Source organism: Kordiimonas pumila, from assembly GCF_015240255.1.
In the GTDB taxonomy this organism is placed as follows: domain Bacteria; phylum Pseudomonadota; class Alphaproteobacteria; order Sphingomonadales; family Kordiimonadaceae; genus Kordiimonas; species Kordiimonas pumila.
In genome coordinates, this window is the sequence record NZ_CP061205.1 from 3,111,784 (window position 1) to 3,137,344 (window position 25,561).

The 25,561-nt window shown below is 47.1% G+C and carries 26 protein-coding genes; 15 read left to right on the top strand and 11 right to left on the bottom strand.

What is annotated here, in order from left to right; genetic code table 11:
- Nucleotides 1-99: 99 nt before the first annotated feature.
- Nucleotides 100-906: a CAF17-like 4Fe-4S cluster assembly/insertion protein YgfZ gene (ygfZ, locus tag ICL80_RS13730; RefSeq protein ID WP_194213201.1), complete on the top strand. Its 807-nt coding sequence runs from the start codon at nt 100-102 to the stop codon at nt 904-906.
- A gap of 226 nt (nt 907-1,132) precedes the next feature.
- On the opposite strand, the gene ppdK is transcribed toward ygfZ, so the two are convergent.
- The 7 genes from ppdK to ICL80_RS13765 form a co-directional block, all read right to left on the bottom strand.
- On the bottom strand, nt 1,133-3,796 hold the full coding sequence (gene ppdK / locus ICL80_RS13735; RefSeq protein ID WP_194213202.1) for a pyruvate, phosphate dikinase: 2,664 nt from the start codon (nt 3,794-3,796) through the stop codon (nt 1,133-1,135).
- A gap of 105 nt (nt 3,797-3,901) precedes the next feature.
- Nucleotides 3,902-5,974, bottom strand: a complete 2,073-nt coding sequence (gene glyS, locus ICL80_RS13740; RefSeq protein WP_194213204.1) for a glycine--tRNA ligase subunit beta — start codon at nt 5,972-5,974, stop codon at nt 3,902-3,904.
- A gap of 2 nt (nt 5,975-5,976) precedes the next feature.
- On the bottom strand, nt 5,977-6,831 hold the full coding sequence (locus tag ICL80_RS13745; RefSeq protein WP_194215877.1) for a glycine--tRNA ligase subunit alpha: 855 nt from the start codon (nt 6,829-6,831) through the stop codon (nt 5,977-5,979).
- Nucleotides 6,832-6,991: 160 nt separating this feature from the next.
- Nucleotides 6,992-7,732, bottom strand: coding sequence for a type I methionyl aminopeptidase (gene map, locus ICL80_RS13750; RefSeq protein ID WP_194213206.1), 741 nt, complete (start codon nt 7,730-7,732; stop codon nt 6,992-6,994).
- Between the two features lie 16 nt (nt 7,733-7,748).
- Complete coding sequence (locus tag ICL80_RS13755; RefSeq protein WP_194213208.1) at nt 7,749-8,054, bottom strand: chorismate mutase; 306 nt, start codon at nt 8,052-8,054, stop codon at nt 7,749-7,751.
- A 43-nt stretch (nt 8,055-8,097) separates the two neighbouring features.
- The gene (locus tag ICL80_RS13760; protein WP_194213210.1) at nt 8,098-8,973 is read right to left on the bottom strand and encodes a S49 family peptidase; all 876 of its coding nucleotides are present in this window, start codon (nt 8,971-8,973) and stop codon (nt 8,098-8,100) included.
- Nucleotides 8,974-9,013: 40 nt separating this feature from the next.
- The gene (locus ICL80_RS13765; RefSeq protein ID WP_194213212.1) at nt 9,014-9,832 is read right to left on the bottom strand and encodes a tRNA1(Val) (adenine(37)-N6)-methyltransferase; all 819 of its coding nucleotides are present in this window, start codon (nt 9,830-9,832) and stop codon (nt 9,014-9,016) included.
- A 165-nt stretch (nt 9,833-9,997) separates the two neighbouring features.
- On the opposite strand from ICL80_RS13765, the gene ICL80_RS13770 reads away from it, so the two are divergent.
- The 5 genes from ICL80_RS13770 to nadC all read left to right on the top strand — a co-directional run bounded on the left by ICL80_RS13770 (nt 9,998) and on the right by nadC (nt 15,249).
- Nucleotides 9,998-11,038, top strand: a complete 1,041-nt coding sequence (locus ICL80_RS13770; RefSeq protein ID WP_228073550.1) for a polyprenyl synthetase family protein — start codon at nt 9,998-10,000, stop codon at nt 11,036-11,038.
- Between the two features lie 11 nt (nt 11,039-11,049).
- On the top strand, nt 11,050-12,054 hold the full coding sequence (locus ICL80_RS13775; protein WP_194213214.1) for a hypothetical protein: 1,005 nt from the start codon (nt 11,050-11,052) through the stop codon (nt 12,052-12,054).
- A gap of 352 nt (nt 12,055-12,406) precedes the next feature.
- Entirely contained in the window at nt 12,407-13,306 is a 900-nt protein-coding gene (locus ICL80_RS13780; protein ID WP_228073551.1) for an MBL fold metallo-hydrolase, read from the top strand.
- A gap of 101 nt (nt 13,307-13,407) precedes the next feature.
- Nucleotides 13,408-14,394, top strand: a complete 987-nt coding sequence (nadA, locus tag ICL80_RS13785; protein WP_194213216.1) for a quinolinate synthase NadA — start codon at nt 13,408-13,410, stop codon at nt 14,392-14,394.
- Between the two features lie 9 nt (nt 14,395-14,403).
- On the top strand, nt 14,404-15,249 hold the full coding sequence (nadC, locus tag ICL80_RS13790) for a carboxylating nicotinate-nucleotide diphosphorylase (protein ID WP_228073552.1): 846 nt from the start codon (nt 14,404-14,406) through the stop codon (nt 15,247-15,249).
- Here the strand turns inward: nadC and ICL80_RS13795 are convergent.
- From ICL80_RS13795 to rpmF, 4 genes are all read right to left on the bottom strand, one after another.
- A complete protein-coding gene (locus ICL80_RS13795) occupies nt 15,246-15,749 on the bottom strand; it encodes a GNAT family N-acetyltransferase (protein WP_228073553.1) in 504 nt (167 codons plus the stop codon). The two genes, nadC and ICL80_RS13795, sit on opposite strands and share 4 nt — an antisense overlap.
- A gap of 65 nt (nt 15,750-15,814) precedes the next feature.
- Entirely contained in the window at nt 15,815-16,591 is a 777-nt protein-coding gene (locus tag ICL80_RS13800; RefSeq protein ID WP_194213218.1) for a Stf0 family sulfotransferase, read from the bottom strand.
- Between the two features lie 38 nt (nt 16,592-16,629).
- Nucleotides 16,630-17,406 (bottom strand): M48 family metallopeptidase, encoded by a 777-nt coding sequence (locus ICL80_RS13805; protein ID WP_194213220.1) that lies wholly within the window; start codon nt 17,404-17,406, stop codon nt 16,630-16,632.
- Between the two features lie 121 nt (nt 17,407-17,527).
- The gene (gene rpmF, locus ICL80_RS13810; RefSeq protein WP_194213222.1) at nt 17,528-17,713 is read right to left on the bottom strand and encodes a 50S ribosomal protein L32; all 186 of its coding nucleotides are present in this window, start codon (nt 17,711-17,713) and stop codon (nt 17,528-17,530) included.
- A 275-nt stretch (nt 17,714-17,988) separates the two neighbouring features.
- Between rpmF and ICL80_RS13815 the strand changes: the two genes are divergently transcribed.
- The 9 genes from ICL80_RS13815 to ICL80_RS13855 all read left to right on the top strand — a co-directional run bounded on the left by ICL80_RS13815 (nt 17,989) and on the right by ICL80_RS13855 (nt 25,524).
- Nucleotides 17,989-18,927 carry a 2-hydroxyacid dehydrogenase gene (locus ICL80_RS13815; protein WP_194213224.1) on the top strand — a complete coding sequence of 313 codons (939 nt, stop codon included), beginning with the start codon at nt 17,989-17,991 and terminating at the stop codon, nt 18,925-18,927.
- 81 nt (nt 18,928-19,008) lie between these two features.
- Entirely contained in the window at nt 19,009-19,980 is a 972-nt protein-coding gene (locus ICL80_RS13820) for a calcium/sodium antiporter (RefSeq protein ID WP_194213236.1), read from the top strand.
- Nucleotides 19,977-20,744, top strand: a complete 768-nt coding sequence (locus tag ICL80_RS13825) for an SDR family oxidoreductase (protein ID WP_194213238.1) — start codon at nt 19,977-19,979, stop codon at nt 20,742-20,744. The genes ICL80_RS13820 and ICL80_RS13825 overlap by 4 nt, the downstream gene beginning before the upstream one ends.
- Before the next feature lie 4 nt (nt 20,745-20,748).
- Complete coding sequence (gene folB, locus ICL80_RS13830; RefSeq protein ID WP_194213240.1) at nt 20,749-21,162, top strand: dihydroneopterin aldolase; 414 nt, start codon at nt 20,749-20,751, stop codon at nt 21,160-21,162.
- Between the two features lie 373 nt (nt 21,163-21,535).
- Nucleotides 21,536-23,389 carry an excinuclease ABC subunit UvrC gene (uvrC, locus tag ICL80_RS13835; protein ID WP_194213242.1) on the top strand — a complete coding sequence of 618 codons (1,854 nt, stop codon included), beginning with the start codon at nt 21,536-21,538 and terminating at the stop codon, nt 23,387-23,389.
- A 28-nt stretch (nt 23,390-23,417) separates the two neighbouring features.
- Nucleotides 23,418-24,002 (top strand): CDP-diacylglycerol--glycerol-3-phosphate 3-phosphatidyltransferase, encoded by a 585-nt coding sequence (pgsA, locus tag ICL80_RS13840; protein ID WP_228073554.1) that lies wholly within the window; start codon nt 23,418-23,420, stop codon nt 24,000-24,002.
- A gap of 3 nt (nt 24,003-24,005) precedes the next feature.
- Nucleotides 24,006-24,257 carry a molybdopterin converting factor subunit 1 gene (gene moaD, locus ICL80_RS13845; protein ID WP_194213244.1) on the top strand — a complete coding sequence of 84 codons (252 nt, stop codon included), beginning with the start codon at nt 24,006-24,008 and terminating at the stop codon, nt 24,255-24,257.
- Between the two features lie 3 nt (nt 24,258-24,260).
- Nucleotides 24,261-24,707, top strand: a complete 447-nt coding sequence (locus tag ICL80_RS13850) for a molybdenum cofactor biosynthesis protein MoaE (protein ID WP_194213246.1) — start codon at nt 24,261-24,263, stop codon at nt 24,705-24,707.
- A gap of 82 nt (nt 24,708-24,789) precedes the next feature.
- Nucleotides 24,790-25,524 (top strand): SIMPL domain-containing protein, encoded by a 735-nt coding sequence (locus ICL80_RS13855; protein ID WP_194213248.1) that lies wholly within the window; start codon nt 24,790-24,792, stop codon nt 25,522-25,524.
- Nucleotides 25,525-25,561: the final 37 nt, after the last annotated feature.

A 25,561-nucleotide genomic window follows, 5' to 3' on the forward strand; every position in this document is an offset into this window, starting at 1 on the left:
GCTCGCAGTTGTAACGGGCTTGAGGCTCACTTACAACTTGAAAGCCATATGAAAACGCCCATTTCAAAGGTATAATGAAGGGCACTTTAAGGACCAACCATGACTGCACAAATACTTTGTTTGAAAAACCGCGCTGTGCTGCGTCTTTCAGGAAGCGAAGTTGTTAGTTTCCTGAACGGGTTAGTGACAAATGATGTAGGTAAAACAAGCGAAGCAGCCGTTTACGCGGCGCTCCTAACGCCGCAAGGCAAATTTCTGTTTGATATGATCATCGTGAAGGACGGCGTTGACCTCCTGCTTGATGTTGAGGCAAAACGGAAAGATGCTCTGATTCAACGGCTCATGATGTATAAACTCAGATCAGATGTCACCATCACAGACGAACCCGCGAGTGTTTGGGCTGTATGGCACAGCGAGACTGCACAAGGCATTTCCGGTATTGCCTATGCTGACCCGCGCCACAAATCATTAAAACTGCGGGTTATTTCAGCAACACCCCCCGTGGATGGTGCCGAAGAGCTGCCACTTGAAGACTATGAAGAGCGCCGCATTCGCCACTGTGTTCCAGACAGCACCCGCGATATTGATGTGGAAAAGCATTTTTGGCTGGAAACAAACGCCGAAAAGCTGAATGGTGTCTCTTTCACTAAAGGTTGCTATGTAGGGCAGGAATTAACCGCCCGCATGAAGCACAAAACCACCTTGAAAAAATCTTTCATGGCGGTTGAATTAACCGGTACTGCCGAACCCCATTCAGAAATAGAAACTGAAAGCGGTAAATCTGCAGGTACGCTCTATACCAGCATGAACGGGTACGGCATTGCCTTTATGCGGCATGAATACCAAAACGCTATTCTTTATGTGAAAGATAGCGACGTACGTGTAACTATCTATAAAAAAGACTAAGCTAGCTTGATAAGGTGGCCTAAAACTGGGCCACCTTCCGGGGAGAGGCAAAACGATGAACAAATCACCAAAACAGAAAATACAGGATGAGAAGCGCGAGCATGGCCGCAAGCAAACCTACCTTCTGCTAGCTGTTGCGGCTGCGGTTATTCTATTGGTTTATTTTTCTGCCTAAAATAAAAGGCCCCGCCAAACTGGCAGGGCCTTTTTGAATATTATTTAAAGTTTATTCGCCCTTAAGCGCGGCCTGTGCAGCCGCTAGACGCGCGATTGGCACGCGGAACGGCGAACAGGAAACATAATCCAGCCCTACGTTATGGCAGAACTCCACGCTTGCCGGGTCACCGCCGTGCTCACCGCAGATACCAAGCTTCAGGTCCGCTTTGGTTGACCGGCCACGTTCAGCGCCGATTTTCACAAGCTCGCCCACGCCTTCCTGATCGATTGACACAAATGGGTCCTGTGCAAAAATATCTTTCTTCACATATTCATCAAGGAACCGCCCGGCATCATCGCGGCTGATGCCGATGGTCGTCTGCGTCAGGTCGTTTGTACCAAACGAGAAAAAGTCAGCCGCTTTAGCAATATCAGCGGCCCGCAAAGCAGCGCGTGGCAGCTCGATCATGGTGCCAACCAGATAATCAACCTTTTTGCCTTTTTCCTTAAACACAGCTTTGGCCGTTGCATCCACGCGTTCCCGCAGCATTGCCAGTTCTTTTTCTGTTGCCACAAGCGGGATCATAATTTCAGGCACAACCGTATCGCCAGTTTCTTCTACAACCGCAATGGCTGCTTCAAAAATGGCCCGGGCCTGCATTTCATAAATTTCAGGGTAGGTAATACCAAGACGGCAACCCCGGTGGCCTAGCATAGGGTTAAATTCGTGCAAGTCACTGGCGCGGCGTTTAAGAGCTGCAACATCAATACCAATAGCACTTGCAACATCAGCGAATTCATCTTCCTCGCGCGGCATAAATTCATGCAGCGGTGGGTCAAGCAAGCGAATAGTAACTGGCAGCCCGTGCATGATTTTGAAAATTTCTTCAAAATCACTGCGTTGCATTGGCAGCAGTTTTGCAAGCGCAGCCTTACGGCCCGCAAGGTCTTCCGCCAAAATCATCTGCCGTACAGCAATGATCCGTTCGCCTTCAAAGAACATATGTTCTGTGCGGCACAGACCAATGCCTTCTGCGCCAAATTCACGTGCTGTTGCTGTATCATTTGGTGTATCAGCATTGGTGCGTACTTTCAGGGTACGGTATTTGTCAGCCCAGCCCATAAGCTTAGCAAAATCACCAGAAAGCTCTGGCTGAAGCGTTTTAACTTCACCCACCATTACTTCACCGGTAGAGCCATCAATGGTAATGATATCACCCTCTTTCACTTCGCGGCCCATGCAGGTCATAACACCTTCTTTGCCGTCAATGCGCAGTTGCCCAGCACCAGACACACAAGGCCGGCCCATACCGCGTGCAACCACAGCCGCATGGCTTGTCATGCCACCACGCGCGGTAAGAATGCCTTTTGCAGCATGCATACCGTGAATATCTTCTGGTGAAGTTTCAACCCGGCAAAGAATAACGCTTTTGCCGTCTTTTGCCATTATTTCGGCTTCATCACTGTCAAACACAACAAAACCAGAGGCTGCACCGGGTGAGGCTGGCAGGCCGCGCGTATAAATATCGCGTGGCGCGTCTGGGTCAAGCGTTGGGTGCAGAAGCTGGTCCAGCGCTGCTGGCTCCACCCTCAGAACAGCGGTTTTTTTGTCAATAAGACCGTCTGCAGCCATTTCAACCGCAATTTTAAGCGCGGCTTTTGCCGTGCGCTTGCCACTACGGGTTTGCAGCATCCAAAGTTTGCCGTGCTGTACGGTAAACTCAATATCCTGCATATCACGGTAGTGTTTTTCCAGCTTATCAAACACATCCGCAAGCTGCTTGAACACTTCTGGCATGCTCTCTTCCATGGAAGGTGCTGTGTTCTCTGCCGCTATACGCGCACGCTTGGTTAGATACTGCGGTGTGCGAATGCCTGCTACCACATCTTCGCCCTGCGCATTAATCAGGTATTCGCCGTAATATTCATTTTCACCGGTTGATGGGTCGCGCGTGAAGGCAACGCCTGTCGCAGACGTATCACCCATGTTACCAAACACCATGGCCTGCACGTTAACGGCTGTGCCCCATTCCTCAGGGATATTATTCAGCTTACGGTATACTTTAGCGCGTTCAATGTGCCAGCTGCCAAATACAGCGGTAATTGCACCCCAAAGCTGCTCGCGGGCATCCTGCGGGAATGGCTCGCCCAGTTCTTCTTCGGTTTTGGCTTTAAAAGCGTGTGCAAGGGTTTTCCAATCGTCTGCATCCAGATCTGTATCCAGATCAACGCCTTTTTCTTCCTTATGAATTTCGATCAGTTCTTCAAAATGGTAATGGTCAACACCCAGCACCACGTCAGAATACATCTGAATAAAGCGGCGGTAGCTATCCCATGCAAAACGGGGGTTTTCACTGTTAGCAGCGAGGCCCTCAACCGTTTCATCGTTAAGGCCAAGGTTTAAAACCGTATCCATCATGCCCGGCATGGAAACCCGCGCACCAGAGCGTACAGAAACCAGAAGCGGGTTATCAGCATCGCCGAACACAGCGCCCACACTTTTTTCAATCGCGGCAATGGCAGCTTCTACTTGATCGTTCAGTTCAGCCGGGTACTCGCGCCCATTGGCGTAATAATATGTACAAACTTCAGTGGTGATTGTAAGGCCCGGCGGCACCGGCAGGCCAAGCGAGGCCATTTCTGCAAGGTTTGCACCCTTACCACCTAGTAGATTTTTCATACTTGCACTGCCGTCGGCAGCGCCATCACCAAAACTGTAAACCCATTTGGTCATTTATCACAGTCCTTTGCCGCGTTACCGTCGTCCCCGACCGGCTTCGCATTTTGGAGCTAAAAACACAGGGCTTATATTTTTATGTGCCCTTTAGTTACTTACACATCAGCCTTCAATAAGGCCAAAATCGGCAACAGTGTTCACTGCTGCACGAATTTCTGAAAGCAGCGCCAGGCGGTTTTGCCGCACATCTGGTGCATCTGCATTCACTATTATATTTTCAAAAAAGGCATCAATTGGCGCACGCAGTGTAGAGAGCGCAGCCATTGCCTTTTCAAAGTCTTCTGCGGCCAGTGCTTTCTCTGCGTCTGCTCTGGCTGCTGTTAGCGCAGCGTATAACGCCTTTTCCTCTGCCATTTCAAGCGCTGATATATTGACAGCGCTATCAACGGCACTGTCTTTCTTTTCTTCAGCCTTTAATATATTCGCCGCGCGCTTGTACCCCGCGAGCAAATTCACCCCGTCATCAGAACCAAGGAAGTTTGTGAGCGCAGATACGCGCGCCAGCACGCGCACAAGGTCATCATCACCTTGCGCAAACACGGCATCAATCAGGTCGTGGCGTACGCCCTTATCCCGCTGTTGAACCTTGAGGCGGTCTGCAAAGAAGACTGCAAGGTCATCTGAAACATTAGCAAGAGGTATCTGGTAACACTTCATGGCTTCCGTGAATAGGTGCCTGAGTGAAACGCGAACATTGTTTTCAGTGATCAAACGAATAACACCAAGGGCGGCGCGGCGCAGCGCAAACGGGTCTTTTGAACCCGTTGGTTTTTCATCAATCCCGAAAAAGCCCACAAGGGTATCCAGCTTTTCAGCCAGCGCCACAGCGATGGACACTGGCGCAATCGGGCAATCATCATTTGGGCCTGCTGGCGCATAATGGTCGCGGATAGCATTCGCCACAGCGTCACTTTCTCCCTGCGCTTTTGCATAGTAGCGGCCCATCACGCCCTGTAGTTCAGGGAACTCACCCACCATGCCAGAGACAAGGTCTGCTTTCGCGAGTTCGGCTGCGCGCTCAGCTTCAGCAGCGTCAGCGCCGCAGAAGGGCGCAAGGTAAGCTGCAAGTTTTTTAATACACTCCACACGCTCTGCCACTGTGCCCAGCTTTTCATGGAACACGATGTCTTTAAGCTGCGGCAGGTTATCCTCTAACTTGCCCTTCAGGTCTTGGTCGTAAAAGAATTTCGCGTCTGAAAGCCTTGCCGTTAGCACGCGCTCATTCCCCGCTGCTACGGCCTTGCCGCCATCAGAAGGGATAATATTCGACACCGTAATAAAATACGGCGCTAGCTTGCCCGTTTTCGGGTCACGAGTGACAAAATATTTCTGATCCTTTTTCATCGTCAGGATCAGCACTTCTTCTGGCACCGCCATAAAGGCCGGGTCAAACCCGCCTATTAAAGGCACCGGCCACTCGACAAGCCCTGCGACTTCCGCGAGAAGCCCGCGGTCTTCAACCCACTCGAGGCCCTTTTCTGCCGCGAGCGATTTACACGCCGCTTCAATCGTCGCCATGCGGTCAGCGGGGTCAAGCACCACTTTATGCGCTAGAAGCTTGGCTTGATAGTCAGCAAAGTCAGTGACAGAAAGCCACTCTGGCGCCATAAAACGGTGTCCGAAGGTCTGGTTTCCAATAGCAATTGTAAATGGATCGCCTAGCTCGCTACTGATGGCCCCGTTAACAATTTGCCCATCAAAAATAGCCAGTACGGAATGAAGAGGCCTAACCCATTTAAAATTAGAATTGCCCCATCTTTGAGATTTTGGCCAAGGAAAATCCCAAAGTACTCTGCATAACAGTCTAAAGACTAAACTTTGTGTACTTTCACCTGGCTTTTCAATTTTTGCGTAGAAGAATGTGCCTTTCTTTTCTTCGCGCTCTTCAAGCTGGTCGCGGGTTACACCCGCGCCGCGCATAAAGCCCTCTAGCGCTTTTTCAGGTGCGCTGGTGCTGGGGCCGCGGCGTTCCTCTGAAATATCAGGGGTTTGCACCGGCAAGCCAGTAACATTCAGGGCAAGCCTGCGCGGTGTGGCAAATGCCTCTGCCGTATCAAACGTAAGGCCTGCGGCCTGCAGGCCGTCAGTTACCAGTTTTTTCAGGTCATCCGCTGCCTTCGCCTGCATGCGGGCAGGAATTTCCTCAGAGAATAATTCGATCAGGAGATCAGCCATATCTACGCCTCCCACCCATTTTTCTTCATCCACGCGGCGCAGCAGCCTTTAGCAAGGTCGCGCACCCGGCCAATATAGGCCTGCCGTTCGGTTACAGAAATAACACCGCGCGCATCCAGCAAGTTAAAGGTGTGGCTTGATTTGATGCACTGCTCGTAAGCAGGTAGCGGCAGTTCTGCCTCAAGCAGCTTGGCGCATTCGGCCTGCGCTTTTTTAAAGTCTTCAAACAACTTTTCTGTATCCGCATGCTCAAAATTATAGGCTGATTGCTCACGCTCATTCTCAAGGTATACGTCGCCGTATGTTGTACCTGCACCGTTAAAATCTAGGTCGTAAACATTGTCTACGCCCTGCACAAACATGGCGAGGCGCTCTAGCCCGTATGTTAGTTCGCCAGCAACTGGTTTGCAGTCAAAGCCACCGACTTGCTGGAAATACGTGTACTGGCTGACTTCCATACCATCACACCAGATTTCCCAGCCAAGGCCCCACGCGCCAAGCGTTGGGCTTTCCCAGTCATCTTCAACAAAGCGGATATCATGCAAGGCCGCGTCAATACCGATCGCTTTCAAGCTACCAAGGTATAGGTCCTGCATATTGGCGGGCGAAGGTTTTAAAATTACCTGAAACTGGTAATAATGCTGCAAACGGTTCGGGTTTTCACCGTAACGACCATCAGTGGGACGGCGGCAAGGCTGCACGTATGCGGCCTTCCATGCCTCAGGCCCTAGCGCCCTAAGCGTAGTCGCCGGGTGAAACGTACCCGCGCCCATTTCAAGATCGTAAGGCTGCAAAATAACGCAGCCCTGATCCGCCCAGTAATTCTGCAACGTCAGGATCATCTTCTGGAACGGCATGCCGCCCGATTGTGTATCCGCCTTTTGGGAACTGTTTGCCATAAGAATATAAAGCCGAATCTATCTGTAAATAATGCGCGCAACCTAGCGGCACCGCCCCGTCCGGTCAAGCCGTGCTATGCCCTATGTGCCAGTTTAGTGGTAAGTGTGCTCTTTCCGCCTATGCCGTAACGATAATAGGCGCGCCTTTTGTCACAACAAATGTATGTTCAAACTGGGCACCAAAACCGCCATCCTTTAGCCGCAAGGTCCAGCCATCGGCATCTTCATAATAGTGCCTGCTCCCGGTGGTAAGAAACGGCTCAATGGTCATAACCTGCCCTTCCTTGAGCTTGGTACGGTCGCTTGGATAATAGAGGTTTGGAACCGATGGTTCTTCATGTATCCAGTTACCAACACCGTGGCCGTTCAGGCCGTCAACAATTTGAAAGCCGTGTTTGTACGCCTCGCGCTGCACCGTTTTGCCAACCACATTTACAGGCTGTCCTGCACGCGCGGCAAACATGGCCTTGCGCTGCGCATCCCTTGTGGCATCCAACAATTTTTGCAGATCCGGGCTGATTTCACCCACACCAAAGCTCGCGCCTGTATCGGCAAAAATACCATCTTTTTCAGCGGACACATCTATATTGACAAGTTGGCCTTCTTCGAGCGGAATAGTACCCGGAATACCGTGCGCCACAGCATCCCCCACAGAAATGCAGGTATAGCCGGGAAAGTTATACGCAAGCATGGGTGCTGACTTGGCACCGCGCTCCGCAAGCATCTGCCCACCCATTTTATCAAGCTCTAGGGGCGTAATACCGGGGCGTACAGCCGCACCCATAGCATTTAAGACATCGCGGCAAATCCGGCCTATTTCTTTCAGCTTTTCAAGCTGTTCTTCTGTGTCAATCGTCATAGGATTTCACCTGCCTTTATATAGAGCCTTGTTCGCGGATGCGTTCGTGGTGCTGAATAACTTCCCGAATAATAAACTGCAGAAACTTCTCACTAAATTCCGGGTCAAGGTTGGCAAGCTTGGCCAAACTACGCAAACGCTCAACCTGCTCCTGCTCACGTCGCGGGTCAGCAGGAGGCAGATCAAACTCTTTTTTATAAAAGCCAACAGCTTTTGTGATTTTAAATCGCTCTGCCAGCATAAAAACAAGAGCTGCATCAATATTATCGATGCTTTCCCGGTAGTCATTTAATTGCTGTTTTTGTTTATCCGTTAATGACAAGGCAGAACCCTCCAACACTTTTCAATTCTGAAACTGCCCTCTTTTAAAGGCCAAACCGATTCCAGATCAATCTTTCTTCTATTGCCGCAATCAACCCGCCCGGTATGTCTTCTAAAGCACCTAATGAAGACGTATTGCCAGCACGCAGCCCAAGCAAGCTACCAAGCCGTGGTTTTTTCTCAGCAATCACACGCATTTTTACAGATTTACCAAAACGGTCGCGCAGAATTGTGCGCGCATCACCGATACCGTCAATAAGGCCCAGCTTAACCGCTTCGCCGCCTGTAAACACCTCGCCAGAAAACATCTTGCCGCGCAAGCCCTTCAAGCGCTTACCACGTCGGTCACGCACAAGCTTTTTGAAATGCTCGTGAATTTCCAACTGAATTTCCTTCAGCCGCGCGACATCTTCTGCCTTTTCATCCTGAAAGGCATCTAGCATGGCCTTGCTTTCCCCTGCCGTATAAAGGCGGCGCTCAATGCCAAGCTTTTCGATAGCTGCTTTAAAACCAAACCCGCTTGAAACAACACCAATACTGCCAACAATAGAGGATTCGTTAGCGTAAATTTCATCGCCCGCTATTGCCAGCATATAACCACCAGAGGCCGCGACATCCTCAGCAAAGGCAAGAACAGGAATATCCTTTTCTTTCGCAAGGTCCCTAATTCGCTGCAAAATAAGGGCAGATTGTACGGGCGACCCACCGGGTGAGTTTATCATCAATGCCACCGCAGACACACCGCCCATGGTAAAGGCCTGCTCTATCTGGCCCGCAACAGATGCCATGCTTATATTCTGTTTAAACCTGCCACCTGCACCAATAACACCGTAAAGCCTAAGCACTGCTACTTTTGGTGCTGGCTCGCCGAAAAATGTTCGCCGTACAGTACGGCAAAATGACCCAATTTTCTTAATCATACAAAACTCGCTTTAAAATACGTGCTATGTAGTAACCACTTTAGCGGCCACACGTAAAGGCTTTCAGGTCAAGCGCCTTGCCATCCCACAAAATTTCTTTGGCTTCCTGAGTGTATCGCTCCACATCACCGTGCAGCGCAAGCCCCGGCAAAAGTGTGGCCGCACCATGCATGCCCTTGCGGCCCTGAATTATAACCCGCTTTGCAGGTACACCCATACGCGGCCAAAGCGGTAATATTTTTATTTCGCCCACACGCCTGTATAAATTTGCAATCACTTCATCAACCCGGTCTGCCCGATATATAATAGTAACCGTGCCTTTATTTCGCACTTTATGCACACAAAACCGCAACCAATCCTTTAAGCTTACGTTTGTGTCCATATGTGCCAAGCCTTTTGAGGCATCTGGGGGGCGAATACCCTTGCCATCAGCAAGGTACGGCGGGTTAATCATGACATGATCATAAACCTCATTATCAGCGGCGAGATCGGTTATGCAGCCTTGTCGCACCGATACAAAGTTTTCAAGGTTATTATAGCTAATATTCCTGTTTGCAAAAGCAAGCATATCAGCCTGTTTTTCAATACCAACCACATGAACGCCTGCCACACGCCGTGCTAGGCACAGTGCTGCCCCTGCACTACCAATGCCACCCTCAAGCACAGTTTGGCCGGAGCGCGCAGGCACTGCCGCCGCTAACATTACAGTATCCATCGATACCCTGTATCCATGCTTTGGCTGAAAAAGGCGAATGGCCCCACCCAAAAAGTCATCGAGGCTTATATCAGAATCATCCCGCGACAAAACATCTGTCGCTGGAACATCATCATCTTCATACCTGATTGATACTTCGTCCACGTACACTCACAAACAATTTAATAGCTGATAAAACATTTTCAGGTATTGATTGTACGTAGAAAATAGCCGTGGTCAATTGACGCAGCGATTTGAAGGTCTTGCTTTCATGTTACGTGGCTTCTATTGTCGCGAAAATCGATAAACATACTAAAGCGGGGTCTATGCATGTCCGGTACCTCATCTGGCAAAATCGTATCCCTTTACGGGCACACTGAAAAAGACAAAGCTGCTTCTGCCATTGACAGAATGCAAGAGCTTGTTGCTGGCCGCATGGCCGAAGTGAATGATACTATTTTAAAACGCATGGACAGCCCGGTTTCCCTCATACCGGAGCTTGCAGGGCACCTTATTTCATCTGGTGGAAAACGCCTTAGGCCGATGCTTACCCTCGCCTCGGCGGACCTTATCGGCTACACTGGGAATAAGCATATTGGCCTCGCAACAGCTGTAGAATTTATTCACACAGCTACCTTGCTGCACGATGATGTGGTAGACGAAAGTACCCTTAGGCGTGGTAAAAAACCGGCAAATTTAATTTGGGGCAACCAACCCACAGTTCTTGTTGGAGACTTTCTTTTTAGCCGTGCTTTTGAGCTTATGGTGGAAAGTGATTCGCTTAAAGTTCTTAAAATTTTGGCGGGCGCCGCAGCTGTTATCACGGAAGGTGAAGTTTTGCAGCTTACTACTGCCAACGACCTTTCAACAACAGAAGACAAATATCTTGAAGTTATTACCGCCAAAACTGCCATTCTTTTTGCAGCAGCCTGTGAAGTGGCTGGTGTTGTAGCAGGCCAAGGCGAGGAAGTAGAATCCGCCCTTCATGCATACGGTAAATATCTTGGTATTGCCTTCCAGCTTGTTGATGATGCCCTAGACTATAACGCCGAGCGCGCAACGCTCGGTAAAGAGATTGGTGATGATTTTCGCGAAGGCAAAATTACGTTACCTGTAATTCTTGCTTACAGGCGCGGCACCGACGAAGAGCGCCTATTCTGGAAACGCACCATGGCACGCCTAAAGCAGGAAGACGGCGATCTGGATACCGCAATCGAACTTCTCGAACAGGCAAGCACACTTGATGACACCATCAAGCGGGCACACCATTACGGAGCCATGGCAAAAGATGCGCTTGCGATCTTTAAGGGCAACCCAGCCAAACAAGCCATGCTTGATATAGTAGACTTCTGTATAAGCAGGGCCTACTAGGCATAAAGGTGATGGAAAAACAGGATAAACCCTGCCTCTACCTGCACATTGGTCACCCCAAGGCTGGATCTACCACTATACAGACATTTCTGTTCAAAAACTGGCACGCCCTTCGGCAACTTGGATATCAAATCCCGTCTCCCAGCTTTGCTGTATCTAGCAGCACTGTTCTGCCAGGTAATGTTCTATGGCAGCTAGAAGCTATGCGAGAAAAGAAAAATATTAGTCCTCTCTTCCACTGGGTTGAAACTAGCCTAGGGCAAAACCCCAATGCCAAACTCATTTTATCATCCGAAAACCTTGCCCACCCTGACTGGCCGGGCCTTTTTCAAAAGCTGGCTAAACTGGTTGATATTAAGCTCATTTATTATTTACGCCGCCAAGACGAGCTTTTTGTAGCAGCATGGCGCCAATGGGGGCTTAAGCAAGGCAAAACCCTTTCCAAGCTCGTCGCAAATCGGATTAAAAATAACCGCCCTAACTATCAGGAAACCATTGATTTATGGCGCAAAGCAGGAATTTTGAGTGCCTGTCACATACGGTTTATTAATAAAGCATTTTTGGTAAACGGTGACCTGCAAGACGACATTGCAAGCGCAATAGGTTTTGACAGCAGCTTATGTGAGAAAGTAAGCAACCAAAATACGGCTGTTGATGCCCGCTTATTATCATTTCTGAGTGAACATTCAGATCTCTTCACGTCAGAACACGAGGATACCATCATTCAGCTTTTGTGGGCCCCCCCTGAATATTCAATGCAACTTGACCCAGACCAATTTAACGCTGTTCAGCAAACGTTTGAAGCAGGAAACCAAACGCTTCTAAGGCACTACCATCCAGCGCTGGCAGGCACACCAGTCATTGACCACCAAAGCACCAAAAACTTTCTACATGAACACATGATTAGTGAAAAAGAGAAACGTGAATACGTAATACAAAGACTAAAGGCCGCAGAAAACATTGCGCACCCTCTTTTACTAAAACTAAAAAAAATACTAACTCAGGCTGCCCCCTAAATCTTCTTTGTATCAAAATGAGCCACATGTAACCGCATCAATATGAAACAAAACTGTTTCAATATAGCACACAAAAAGCAACTCTAATTAATAACTATTTGTTTTTACTAATCTTTATAAACTGGCATGATGCCTGCTATTATATATTTGAACAATGACCCGGCTGCCACCGACATTGTTTCGAGTAAGTAACCAGTCACTGGTTTGCCTGATTAAGTGACTGACATAAAAACCGGTTATGCTCATTTGCCCCACCTCAATTCGCCGTAGCATAACCGGTTTTCTATTGTTCCTTTTCCCCCGCACCTGCTAAACAAAATATTCGAACAACTTATTTTGCAGGCCATTTAAAGTGGAATTCAAACAAGACTTTAAAGCTGACTACGGCATACAAACACGTATGAGCGGCCTTATAAGCCGTGTTCTTTGTCAAAACCCGAGCCCTTATACCTACACTGGCACCGGCACCTATATTGTTGGGGCCAACAACCATCTCGCTGTTATTGATCCCGGACCAATAGACACAGCCCACGGCGAAGCTCTTTTAAGGGCTGTAGGCAAAAAATCGGTAAGCCATATCCTAGTGACTCATACTCACCAGGACCACTCCCCTTTATCTCGTTGGCTTGCAGAAAAGACTGGAGCAAAGATTTTTTCATTTGGCCCTCACGGCGCTGGCCGCAAGGCTGGGCTTGATGATGAAGAAGTAGAAGCAGGAGCCGATAAATCCTTTACACCAGACATACACCTGAAAGACGGCGACATTATACACGGTGATGGTTGGACCTTGCGCGCACTTCATACACCGGGGCACACGGCAAACCACATGTGCTTTGCGCTACAAGAAGAAAACACCATCTTTGTGGGCGACCATATTATGGCCTGGGCTACGACAGTAATTTCACCGCCTGACGGTGATATGCGGGACTATTTGGCAAGCCTAAAAAAAATAGCCCATGAAAACGCAGACAGGCTTGTGCCAACTCATGGCCCCTGGGTTGAAAACCCCGCTCCTTTTATACGAGGCATAATAACGCACCGAAAAATGCGGGAAGGCCAAATTCTTAGGCACCTTGAAGATGGGCCTATGACTATCGATATAATGGTAGAGCGTATGTATAAAGATGTTGACCCCCGCCTTCACGGGGCGGCGGCACGCTCTGTTCTTGGACACTTAATAGCCCTGTGTGATGAAAACAGGATTACATGTGATGGGCCTATCAGCCTTTCAGGAAAATTTAGCCTGTCTTAAGCAACATAAATCCTTGATTGCAATACGGGCTTCACGGCGGTATCTATGCCCCATGAATGCTTAAGTGCAGATATGTAGCGAGTATGCCGCAGGAGAGTTTAATGAATTTTGTGAATACCCCCGTGGTTGACCCAACCCTTGACCTAGTGGCTGAGATCCAGCGCCTAAGAACAGAAAAAAATGCTGTCATTCTTGCCCATTACTATCAGGCCGCTGAAATTCAGGATATTGCTGATTTTATTGGTGACAGCCTAGACCTATCGCGCAGGGCCGCTGAAACAGATGCCGATATGATCGTTTTTTGCGGCGTGCGTTTTATGGCCGAGGTGGCCAAAATACTAAGCCCCCAGAAAAAGGTTGTTTTGCCTGACCTCAAGGCTGGCTGCAGCTTAGAAGACAGCTGCCCACCAGAAGAATTTAAAAAGTTTGTTGAAGCACACCCTGACCATATGGTCCTAAGTTATATTAACTGTTCGGCTGCAGTTAAAGCCTTAACAGACATCATTGTAACCAGCTCAAACGCAGAGCATATTCTGAACCAACTGCCACAAGATCAAAAAGTTATTTTTGCTCCGGACAAGCATTTGGGTGGCTACCTTTCCCGTAAACTGAACCGCGACATGCTCTTGTGGCAAGGCACCTGTATGGTTCATGAGCTGTTTAGCGAGAAAGAACTTATTAAGCTGAAAGCACGGCACCCTAATGCGCCTGTGGCAGCGCACCCTGAGTGCCCTGACCAAATTTTGCAGCATGCAGAGCACGTTGGGTCAACTAGCTCCATTTTGAAATTTGCCTTAGAGAGTGAAGCAGACACACTTATTATTGCAACAGAACCAGGCATTATTCACCAAATGGAAAAAGCTGCGCCGCACAAAACTTTTATTGGTGCGCCAGGAGCTGACGGCAACTGTAGCTGTAATACATGTCCTTATATGGCCTTAAACACTATGGAAAAGCTGTATCTTTGCCTGCGCGATGAAGGGCCAGAAATTGACCTAGACGAGCAAACACGTGTGGCGGCAGAAAAACCACTTAGAAAAATGCTGGAACTTAGTACCTCGATCAATACCCCAAAAGACCTTGCATAGGAACTGGTGGTGGCAATATTCCCTTTATCACAGGCTGAAATAGAAGCCTTTATTGATATAGCTTTTGCTGAGGATATAGGCACAGGTGACATCACCGCCGCAACAACGATCCCAGCAGCCTCTATGCTTTCAGCAAGCATGAATGCACGAGAAAATATTGTTCTTGCGGGGCTGCCCCTTATTGAGCCTATCTTCAGGCGCTTGGACCCTGACTGCACCATTACCTTTAAGGCCAAAGACAGCGATAGATTAAGCGCTGGCGACACCATTCTGTATGTAAAGGGCAAGGCACGCGCTCTATTATCTGCTGAACGCACCGCCTTAAACATCTTGCAGCACTTATCCGGCATTGCAACTCTTACCCGCCAGTATGTAGATATGATTGATGGCACCGGTGCCCGCCTACTAGATACTCGCAAAACCATTCCAGGCCTCAGGAAGCTTGCTAAATATGCAACAGCAATGGGCGGCGGTAAAAACCACAGAATGGGCCTCTATGATGCCGTCATGATCAAGGACAACCATATTGCGGCGGCAGGCTCTGTCACAAAGGCTGTTGCCGGGGCAAAAGCAGCAGGACGTTCGGATATTCAGGTTGAGTGCGACACCCTTGAGCAAGTGCAAGAAGCTCTCTCTGCTGGTGCCAACAGCTTGCTACTTGATAATATGCCACCTGCAACATTGAAAGAAGCGGTTAGTCTTGTGAAGGGTAGTATTACATGTGAAGCCTCTGGCGGTGTAACGCTGGGCACAATTCGCGCAATTGCAGAAACCGGGGTTGATTATATCTCTGTAGGGCGCCTAACCCAAAGTGCCCCAGCAGTTGACATCGGGCTTGATTACGATACTTTTTAAACTGCTATTGGGCAGGTTTGAAGTGAAACAACCGTTCTGCCCCCACCTGACAATTTTGTGCCCACTTCTTTAAAGCCATAAGATGCGTGAAACTTTGCCGAGCCCTCATTCAAGGGCTGAACATTATATTCGCAGGTCAACAGTTTTACATTTACCGCCTGACCAAATAGAGAGAGGTCATCATACAGCAAACGACCAAACTGCTTCCCCTGACAGTCAGCAGCAATCACGATTCTATCAATATAAAGAAAACTATCGTACCGATCATTGAACCACTGATAATTTGTACTGTCATATGCTGCCCCCCCTGCAAACGCGAGGAGAAATCCCTTTACGCAACCGCCTGAAACTATCACTCTTAAATAGGCTGACATATGAACAAGCATTTCTAAGCGTTCCGTATTCAGCGGGCTCAGATATTCAACAAATTCTTCATTCAGGGCCAGAATAGCAGGAAAGTCTGCTGTAGTTGCACCGCGAATAATGTGTGATATTGCCATAACACTAGGTATCTCTTTTATCTTCATCCCGGCCCGTAAAACGCAGCAAGCCTGTATGTCCAAGCTTATACAGGCCCTAGTAAGTGTTGACGTAAAGTTTCAATACGCTCTTTATCTGCAGTATCTGACTGCTTTTTAAATGCAGTCATGAATTTATAATCTTCTGGTACCTGCAACTTAAAATCAGCTAAAATTTCCCTGAATATATCCCCCCCCTTAGTAATAGAGGAAAAATCTTCATAACTGTATGATCTATGGACTTTAGCCTGAAGGCTTTTTTCGTACTGTTCCTGCCACCCGGTAATTCGCAGAAGTTCTCTTAAAATGTCAGAATCTTTTATAGCAGCAATTTTATCTGCTGCCTCAGCATCTGGTATAACATTTGAACTCCAGACATCAGTCGCGCGGGCTTTAGCAAGTGAGTAAGCTTGGGAAAATTTATCATTCCGTGAAACATAATAAAGCTTATCGAAACGAAAGTGCTTGAAAAAATCAATACCGCGCTTTTGCATATCAAGATACTGATCGACATGAAAATTAACGCCGAAGATACCGTTTGGGCTCGCCGCACGGTACGCAATATCTTTAAGATAATGGCTAAAATTAAGTGTTTGAACACCCTTTACCCGCTTATAAGCCCGTAAATATCGAATGTTAAACCATTCCATCGGATACCCCATAAGGCCTGTCTGGTATAATTTATCACCAAACATTGTCGAACCACTGCGCGGTGTAGAGATAACACCGTAATACCCAGTCATATCTTTGGGGTTAATAGGCTCTCTTGCTAGTATCTCCTCGATAACATTATCAAGCATTTTTTTGGTATCATTATACCGCATACTCAGGCCCTTATACTCTTACATCAGCCCCTTAGGTGTTAGGGCTTATAATACCCCAGATACTCCGTCATCCGGCTTTCAAGCCGCTCAATGCGTTTACCGTCAGATGGGTGTGTTGACAAGAAGGTCGGTTGGCTGCCTCCGCCTTCTTTAAGGCCACTCATCTTTTTCCACAATGCAACTGCATTACGAGGGTCATACCCTGCTTTTGCCATATAAATCGTGCCAACGTGATCTGCCTCAAGTTCCATATCACGGCTATGTGGCAAAGCAACAAACCCCTGCGCAGCAAGCGACCCAAGTGCTACAGCTAGGCTGGCCGTTTTTTCATCTTCTGTGGCCAACCCAGCAGCTGCACCAAGACCAACCACAGCCAATTGCTGCACTTGTGAGCGGCTTACCTGCTCGGCACCGTGGCGCAAAATGGCGTGGGCGCACTCATGTCCAAGAACTGCAGCAAGCTCTGCTTCCGTCAGGTTTTCAATCATTTTACTATAAACAGCTACTTTGCCGCCCGGTAAAGCCCATGCATTTAGTACAGGCTCATCAATAACAATGAATTCCCAGTTCAAGCTCGGATTATCAGAAACCTTCACTATACGCTGGCCGATTCGACGTACTTTCTCAACCATTGCACCAGATGTTTGCACATGATCGTTGCTGTCTTTCACCTCATTCAAGGCTTGCAGCCCCAAAGCCTCATCCTGGCTTGCAGGGATCGTGATAAACTGTGACCGGCCCGTAACCTCGTTTGTAGTTACACACCCTGTCACAAACATGGCAAAAATCAGAATGGAAGTAATGCGCGCAATCATTGCTGCCCCCTATAAAATAAAGTTCTACGGTAACATAGCAAATCATAGCGGTTATAAAACAAAAACCGGCACCAAATATGGCACCGGTTTTGTATTTTTATAAACATTAAGCACTTAATGTTTAATAGTCGCCTTTTGGCTCAAGAATTTGCTTGCCGCGATACATGCCTGTTTTCAGGTCAATGTGATGACGGAGCTTATATTCACCAGTGTGTGAGTCTTCCTGAAAGTTAGCAACCTTCAGGCTATCATGTGAACGACGCATACCACGGCGAGAGCCAGTCGTTTTTCTCTTTGGAACTGCCATTTTTCTTACCTTTTAACTCGCCAGAGCCAGCCATTTGAGGCCTCCGGGCATATTATTAGGCCCACAATTTGTGAACCAAGCGATTCGAGGCGCGCACCATAAGCGCAGCACCTTTAAAAAGCAAGGGAAAGTAACACAGACATCTGTGCATCCCTTTATTCTGGCGCACGAGTAATAGATTTACAGCCATATTTCAAGCTGTATTTCCACAGAGAATACAGTAATTGTTATTACTCACCCCCTTATATAGACTGCCAAGACAGGAATTATAGAATATGACCCGGATCTTGTTTTATCTGGAACACCATAGTCACAAACCATGGCGCACTGCTTTTAAGGAAATTGATCCTGCCATCAATTTCTTGAGTTATCCTGACTGGGGCACCCCCGATGATGGCCCCGCCTACGCTTTTGTTTGGCACCCTAAACCAGGCTTGTTAAAAGAGTATACAAACATTAAGGCCATATTCTCGATGGGGGCAGGTATAGATCATATACTTGCAGACCCTGACCTTCCCAATCATACCCCAATCATCCGCATGAGCGACGATGGCCTCAAGGAAGGCATGGCTGAATATGTCACAATGGCCGTTATTATGCATCACAGAGAAATACACCGTTTTATCGCAGGCCAAAAGAGCAAGCTTTGGCAACAGGCTTTAGCGCGTGCAGCCCATAAAACCCGCATTGGCATTATGGGGTATGGTGCTCTAGGTTCTGTAGCCGCAAAAGCCCTTATACCCTTTGGGTATGACATTGCGGCATGGTCCAGAACCAAAAAGGCCACAGAACAGAGCATAACACACTATCATGGGCCATCAGGTTTTAAGGCGTTCCTAGAACGCACCGATATTTTGGTGAACCTGCTGCCATCAACAAGCGAAACTATTGGGCTTATGAATATGGAAACCATGTCATGGCTACCCTCTGGTGCTGCTATTATAAATGTTGGCCGTGGGAGCCTTATAAACCTTGATGATCTAATAACCCTTTTAAATACAGACCACCTCTCGGGTGCAACACTCGATGTTTTCCCCCAAGAACCTCTATCAAGCACACATCCAATTTGGGAACACGACAAAATTCTTGTCACGCCCCACATTGCATCCATCACAAGACCCGATTCTGCCGCCGCATATGTGCTGAAAAGTATAAAAATTCTGGAAAAGGGGCAATTACCAGAAAATATACTGGATATAAACCGGGGCTACTGACTTTTATTTCCCTTTAAACAATCCTATATACATGCAGCATCTAAAACTAAATGTACGCGCAACATAAGGAACTTATATTATATGGCCTATTTTGAGGTTGCTGCTGGCCTAATACTATTATTATTTTCTGGTGATTATCTGGTACGCGGTGCAGCGTCCCTTGCAACAAGAGCCGGCATCTCAAAACTAATTATAGGCCTTACTGTAGTTGCCTTTGGTACATCTGCGCCAGAAATGGTTGTAGGCATTGACGCTGTAATGTCTGGCGCCCCTACTCTGGCGCTCGGGAATATTGTTGGATCAAATATCGCTAACATATTACTTGTCGTTGGCCTCCCTGCCCTGTTAGCGCCTATGACATGCGACGCACCCCGGCTTGGACGTAACTTGTTTATCATGCTATTAGCAACAGCCTTGTTTATAGCGCTTGCTTTCACAGGCAGTATCGGGCGTCCACAAGGCTTTGTTTTGCTCGTATGCTTTGCACTGTTTTTGATTTATTCCGCAATGCGTGCAAAGGTTGGCGGCGCGGCTGAGATAACCAACTGCGATGAAATTCCCGAAAAGCCGGACAGCTATGCTTTAGCAACGGTGTTGGTGTTAGGCGGCCTTGTTGGCATTAGTTTTGGTGCAGACCTTCTTGTAGAAGGCTCAGTTGTAATTGCCCGCGAATATGGCATTAAAGAATCTGTGATTGGCCTGACACTTGTTGCAATTGGCACCAGCTTGCCGGAACTTGCAACAGCCCTGATGGCAGCCATCAGGCGGCAATGTGATGTTGCAGTTGGTAACGTAATAGGCTCTAATATCTTTAATATCCTTGCAATTATGGGCATATCTTCAATGGCAGGCACAATCCCTGTACCTCAATCATTTTTAAATGTCGATTTATGGGTTATGCTTGGCTCAGCGTTGCTCTTGGTACCTTTTTGTAAAAACCGCTCGACCGTAGGCAAGCTTTCAGGCCTTGGTATGCTTGTGTTATATGGTATCTATATGTTTTACCTTGTAGAAAGTGGCAATGCGACAGCCACTATTCCCTTCACATCATGATACCCCATACCTTTAAAACAGCCTTAGTAACAGGCGCTGCTAAGCGAATAGGCAGGGCTATAGCTAAAAGCCTCGCCAGTGAAGGTATCACTGTTGCAGTGCATCATAACAGTTCAGCAGCTGATGCTGCTGATGTTGTGAGCGACATCTGCGCATCTGGGGGCAAAGCTTTTACCGTTAGTGCAGACCTTAATAACGAAGCCGAACTCAATGCTCTCATCCCTGAAGTTTGCAAGCGTGCTGGAAGCCCTGTTGATGTGTTGGTAAATAACGCGTCACTTTTCCTAAAAGATGACATTAGCACATTAACAACAGAAACGTGGGATGCTCACCAAAGAATAAACCTGCGTGCACCCGTTATACTTACACAGGCATTTTCACAGCAGCTTCCTGCGCCACATGCAGGCCTTGTCGTTAATATTATCGATCAGCGTGTACTCAAGCTAAATCCTCTTTTCATGTCTTATACAGCCTCTAAGTCTGGCCTATGGACAATGACACGTACTCTCGCTCAAGCCTTGGCAAAAAATAACATCCGCGTAAACGCCATTAGCCCAGGACCAACCTTGCCAAACACTGTTGAAGGGCATAAAGGCTTTGAACAGGAATGCAAGAATGTACCTTTAGGATACGGACCTGATATAAGAGAATTTACAGCCGCCATTCGTTTTCTACTTGAGACTCCTTCTCTAACAGGGCAAATGATAACCTTAGATGGTGGCCAGCATCTTGCTTGGCGAACCGATGACATTGTTGAGGACTGATTAGATGGCACAAGACACATCAAATATTCTGCATATGCCTTACGCCGATGCATCACGGTCTGTGCGTCATGTTTTTGTACGTGATTATGTCACTGATGCTCAAATTGGGGTTTGGGAATACGAAAAAGATACACGCCAAAAAATCAGAATTAATGTTGATTTATCTGTACGCGAAGATACGTCATACCATGACGATCAACTTGGCAATGTTGTCTGTTACAATGACATTGTGAATAATATTCAGGAAATTCTTAAAAACGGCCATATCAACCTTGTTGAGACTCTGGCCGAACAAATTGCTGAGATGACACTTGTTGATGAGCGCGTTATCGGCTCAAGGGTAAAAGTAGAAAAACTGGAAGCTGTTGAAGGTGCGGCAAGCGTTGGTGTTGAAATTGAGCGGCACAAATTACCTTAACCAATTAGTAATAATTGGTTTTTTCTGGCGATTACACATAATACAACCTTAACAGTTTTGCACATCGAATCGCTGGCTGCCATAGCCACACAGTAATGACAATATTACAAAATCATTTTTGATAAAATTCTGTACTTGCTTTGCCTTGACCCTATATAAATCAATGACTTATAAAAATTGCACAAATTTTAAGCAATCAGCAGAAACTCTTGTATTACAGCCATATTGCATCTGTGTTGTCTAAGTTTCCCACAAGGTTATCCACAGGTTAGGTGGAAAAAAATATTTCGAATCATTTAAGCTGTTTGAAGCATTGATTCTTCTGCCCTAATCTTACACAAATAACTTTAATAGTTAACGGAGTTTGCATTCATTGCAGGATACAGCCCTAACAAATGGTATCGATATTATTAAGGAGCACATAAAAACTGCTCCCATCGCACCCGGTGTTTACCGCATGCAGAATATGCACGGCGATGTGCTGTACGTTGGAAAAGCTAAAAATATTAAAAAGCGGATAGTTTCCTATACGCAGGTAAACCGCTTGACCATTCGGTTACAACGAATGGTCTCTGCTACCACTGCTATGGTTTTTATAACCACCCGTACAGAAAGCGAAGCTCTGCTTTTAGAAGCCTCTCTGATCAAGCGCTTTAAACCACCCTTTAACGTGCTTTTAAAAGACGACAAATCTTTCCCCTACATTCTACTGCGTGAAGACCATGAATGGCCACAAATCACTAAACATAGAGGCAAACGACATCACAAAGGTCAATATTACGGCCCCTTTGCAAATGTTTCTTCAGTTAATAGAACTCTCAACATTCTGCAAAAAGTATTTCAGCTTCGGTCATGCTCTGACACCACACTAGAATCGCGAACTCGTGTTTGTATGCTCTATCAAATCAAGCGTTGTTCAGGCCCTTGTGTTGGTAAAGTAAATGAGCATGAATACACCAGCATGGTTGATGAAACTCGTGCATTTCTGGAGGGAAAGTCATCTGACATTCAGAAAAAATTTGCGGCAACTATGCAAGCTGCAAGTGCTAAAATGGAGTATGAAACAGCGGCTATATACCGTGACCGCTTAAATGCACTCACCCAAATACAAAGCCATCAATCCATGGTTAATGTTATGGTAGATGAAGCAGATGTTGTTGCCGCAGAACAAGTTAGCAACAAGATTGCCATACAGGTTTTCTTTTTCCGCGCGGGTCAAAATTGGGGCCATCGTGCCTATTTCCCGCAACATGACAGTGCAGACACTGTACCCGAAGTTCTTTCTGCATTCCTTGCCCAATTTTATGACAACAAGCCTGCTCCAAAGCTTATTCTTTTATCTCATGACCTTGATGACCAAAGTTTACTTTCTAAGGCCCTTACAGAGCGCATGGAGCGCAAAGTAGAGCTTGTGGTACCCATACGTGGTAAAAAGGCTGACATCGTTGGGGAAGCACGAAGAAACGCCCGTGAAGCAATGGAAAGACGAATTGCCGAAACGGCAAGCCAAAGCCGACTATTATCTGGTCTGGCAGAACTCTTTAAAATGCCTACTCCGCCCGCGCGGATAGAAATATATGATAACAGCCATATCCAAGGCACCAATGCTGTCGGTGCCATGGTCGTTGCTGGCCCAGAAGGCTTTCTGAAAAATAGCTATAGAAAATTTAATATCAAATCAGAAGCTATCACGCCGGGCGATGATTTTGGCATGATGCGTGAGGTTATGCAGCGCAGATTTAGCCGTCTTATCAAAGAAGATGCAGACCGTACACGCGGCCAGTGGCCCGATCTTTTACTTATTGACGGTGGCAAAGGCCAGCTTTCTTCTGTGATGGAAGTCCTTACGAAGTTAGCGATCAAAGATGTTATGGTTGTTGCCATTTCAAAGGGGCCAGACAGGAACGCAGGGCGTGAGCAGTTCCATATAGCTGGGCGCGATACATTTATGTTACCCATCAATGATCCTGTTCTCTACTATTTGCAACGCCTACGGGATGAAGCACACCGCTTTGCCATCGGTAGCCACAGAACCCGCAGGTCAGGTGATATTAAAAAATCGCCTCTCGACACCATCCCAGGCATAGGGCCTAAGCGCAAAAAAGCCCTTTTGCACCATTTTGGTTCCGCAAAGGCTGTGATCGATGCAGATGTTCGCGACATTGCAAGCGTTGATGGTATTTCAAAAGCAACGGCACAACAAATTTACGATCATTTTCACGAGTGATTGACGCACGCGCGGAAAACTCTATTGTGTGACGGAAACCCTGTTCTCGGATACCTATTACATGTGGAATATACCTAACATCCTGACCTTGTCGCGGATACTCGTTATACCGATTTTGGTCGCGTCCTTTTATATGGACCAACCTCTTGGAAGCCATATTGCTTTCGTAACCTTTACTATTGCAGGTATCACTGATTTCTTTGATGGCTACCTAGCTCGAGCAACAGGCAAAGTATCTGTTATTGGCCAGTTTCTTGATCCAATTGCCGACAAGCTGATGGTTGGGGCTATCTTGTTGATGGTCGTAAGCGTCGAGTGGGTTAGTGGTATTCATGTTGTTGCAACAATTATTATCATGTGCCGCGAATTGCTAGTATCTGGCCTCAGAGAATTTCTAGCCGGTATTCAGGTTGGCGTGCCAGTAACCTGGCTCGCTAAATGGAAAACCACCGTACAAATGGTTGCACTCGGAGCCCTTACCTGGACAGACGGAGGTAGAGAACTTGGCCTACCTGCTCAGGAAATTGGGCTAACATTACTGTGGGTTGCAGCCGTTCTAACACTATATACTGGGCTTGATTATTTACGTACTGGCCTAAAGCATATGGTGTAGCACATGCAGCTAATTTATTTCGCCAGTGTGCGTGAAAGTATTGGTAAAACAGAAGAACTTCTCTCAAAACCAGAAGATGTCAAAACGGTTCAGGACCTTATACATTACCTAAAAGCACTTAATGAGAGTTATGCTCAAGCACTCAGAAAAGCTGACTTTATAAGAGTTGCCGTAAACCAAGTGCATGTCCAGCATACTCACCCCATTACTGATACTGACGAAATTGCCATTTTCCCACCAGTAACAGGAGGGTAAATTATGGCGTTTATCTCTGTTCAGGAAAATGACTTTGATATTACACAAGAGATTACACGCTTGAAAAATAGCAACCATGCTATCGGTGCAGTCGTTAGTTTTACAGGAACTGTGCGTGATATTGGCGGTATCTTAACTAGTATGGAGCTTGAACATTACCCTGGCATGACAGAAAAAGAACTTGAACGTATTGCTCTTCATGCTGAAGAACGTTGGCCGCTTGAAGGATGCTGCGTCATTCATAGATATGGTAAACTCTATCCGGGCGACAATATTGTTCTTGTTATCACAGCTTCTGCCCACAGAAGTGCGGCTTTTGAGGCCGCTGAATATCTTATGGATTTTCTAAAAACGCGGGCAACATTCTGGAAAAAGGAAACCACTCACACTGGTGGGAAATGGGTTGATGCCAAAGAAGCAGATGATGACGCCCTAAAACGCTGGCAGTAAGCTTAACTTTATTTTGCCGCATTATAGTAAAGCCAATGCCTCATTTGACATATACTCTCCTCACCAAAGATGGAGATGATATATGCAAACAAACCCTATACAGGTTTTTTCAGCCGCTTTTATAGCACTTGGCATAGCCGCATCAGGCTGGTTCATAAGCCAAGGTTTCATTGAAAGCCGCGCAGACGAACGATATGTTACCGTTAAAGGCCTTGCTGAAACACAGGTTCGCGCAGACAGGGCTGTCTGGGCCATTACATTTATTGCTGCTAACGATGTACTGCAAGAAGCACGAAATAAGTTAACGAACGAACGGGATGCCGTTTTCAAATTTTTAGACACCTATTCAATCTCTAAATCTGATACTGAAATGCAAAGCCTTCGGGTTGTAGATCAGCTGGCACGAACCTATAATAATGGCCCTGTCGCCAACCGTTACCTCATTCAGCAAACAATTTTGGTACGTAGTAACGACATTGACGCGGTTGCAAATGCCGCCCAAAATGTAGGTGATATGCTGGATGCTGGTGTACTTATCGGTAACCTTGATGGTTACGGCGAAAGCACACCGCATTATCTCTTTACAAAATTGAATGACATCAAGCCCAGTATGATTGCAGAAGCTACTGCAAATGCCCGCGTCGCAGCGCAGCAATTTGCACACGATGCAGGCACAACTATTAACGGCATTAGAAAAGCAAATCAGGGGAATTTTCAAATATTACCTGCGGAAGATGCCCCGGGGCTTATAGAGGCAAACCAAATCCATAAAAAAGTTCGTGTTGTCACCACACTTGAATATATTCTTGGGCGATAAGGCAAAAAAAAGCCGGGCTATATAAGCCCGGCAGGAA

Excerpts from the sequence above, each read along its gene's own strand:
- map (WP_194213206.1), bottom strand. The coding sequence starts at position 7,732 with ATGACGATTGACACAGAAGAACAGCTTGAAAAGCTGAAAGAAATAGGC.
- moaD (WP_194213244.1), top strand. The coding sequence starts at position 24,006 with ATGCAGCTAATTTATTTCGCCAGTGTGCGTGAAAGTATTGGTAAAACA.
- ICL80_RS13815 (WP_194213224.1), top strand. The coding sequence starts at position 17,989 with ATGACCCGGATCTTGTTTTATCTGGAACACCATAGTCACAAACCATGG.
- ICL80_RS13805 (WP_194213220.1), bottom strand. The coding sequence starts at position 17,406 with ATGATTGCGCGCATTACTTCCATTCTGATTTTTGCCATGTTTGTGACA.
- ICL80_RS13850 (WP_194213246.1), top strand. The coding sequence starts at position 24,261 with ATGGCGTTTATCTCTGTTCAGGAAAATGACTTTGATATTACACAAGAG.
- glyS (WP_194213204.1), bottom strand. The coding sequence starts at position 5,974 with ATGGCTGATCTCCTGATCGAATTATTCTCTGAGGAAATTCCTGCCCGC.
- ICL80_RS13800 (WP_194213218.1), bottom strand. The coding sequence starts at position 16,591 with ATGCGGTATAATGATACCAAAAAAATGCTTGATAATGTTATCGAGGAG.
- ICL80_RS13745 (WP_194215877.1), bottom strand. The coding sequence starts at position 6,831 with ATGCCGTTCCAGAAGATGATCCTGACGTTGCAGAATTACTGGGCGGAT.
- ICL80_RS13820 (WP_194213236.1), top strand. The coding sequence starts at position 19,009 with ATGGCCTATTTTGAGGTTGCTGCTGGCCTAATACTATTATTATTTTCT.
- ICL80_RS13855 (WP_194213248.1), top strand. The coding sequence starts at position 24,790 with ATGCAAACAAACCCTATACAGGTTTTTTCAGCCGCTTTTATAGCACTT.
- ygfZ (WP_194213201.1), top strand. The coding sequence starts at position 100 with ATGACTGCACAAATACTTTGTTTGAAAAACCGCGCTGTGCTGCGTCTT.
- ppdK (WP_194213202.1), bottom strand. The coding sequence starts at position 3,796 with ATGACCAAATGGGTTTACAGTTTTGGTGATGGCGCTGCCGACGGCAGT.
- ICL80_RS13760 (WP_194213210.1), bottom strand. The coding sequence starts at position 8,973 with ATGATTAAGAAAATTGGGTCATTTTGCCGTACTGTACGGCGAACATTT.
- nadA (WP_194213216.1), top strand. The coding sequence starts at position 13,408 with ATGAATTTTGTGAATACCCCCGTGGTTGACCCAACCCTTGACCTAGTG.
- rpmF (WP_194213222.1), bottom strand. The coding sequence starts at position 17,713 with ATGGCAGTTCCAAAGAGAAAAACGACTGGCTCTCGCCGTGGTATGCGT.
- folB (WP_194213240.1), top strand. The coding sequence starts at position 20,749 with ATGGCACAAGACACATCAAATATTCTGCATATGCCTTACGCCGATGCA.
- ICL80_RS13825 (WP_194213238.1), top strand. The coding sequence starts at position 19,977 with ATGATACCCCATACCTTTAAAACAGCCTTAGTAACAGGCGCTGCTAAG.
- ICL80_RS13795 (WP_228073553.1), bottom strand. The coding sequence starts at position 15,749 with ATGGCAATATCACACATTATTCGCGGTGCAACTACAGCAGACTTTCCT.
- ICL80_RS13775 (WP_194213214.1), top strand. The coding sequence starts at position 11,050 with ATGGAAAAACAGGATAAACCCTGCCTCTACCTGCACATTGGTCACCCC.
- ICL80_RS13770 (WP_228073550.1), top strand. The coding sequence starts at position 9,998 with ATGTCCGGTACCTCATCTGGCAAAATCGTATCCCTTTACGGGCACACT.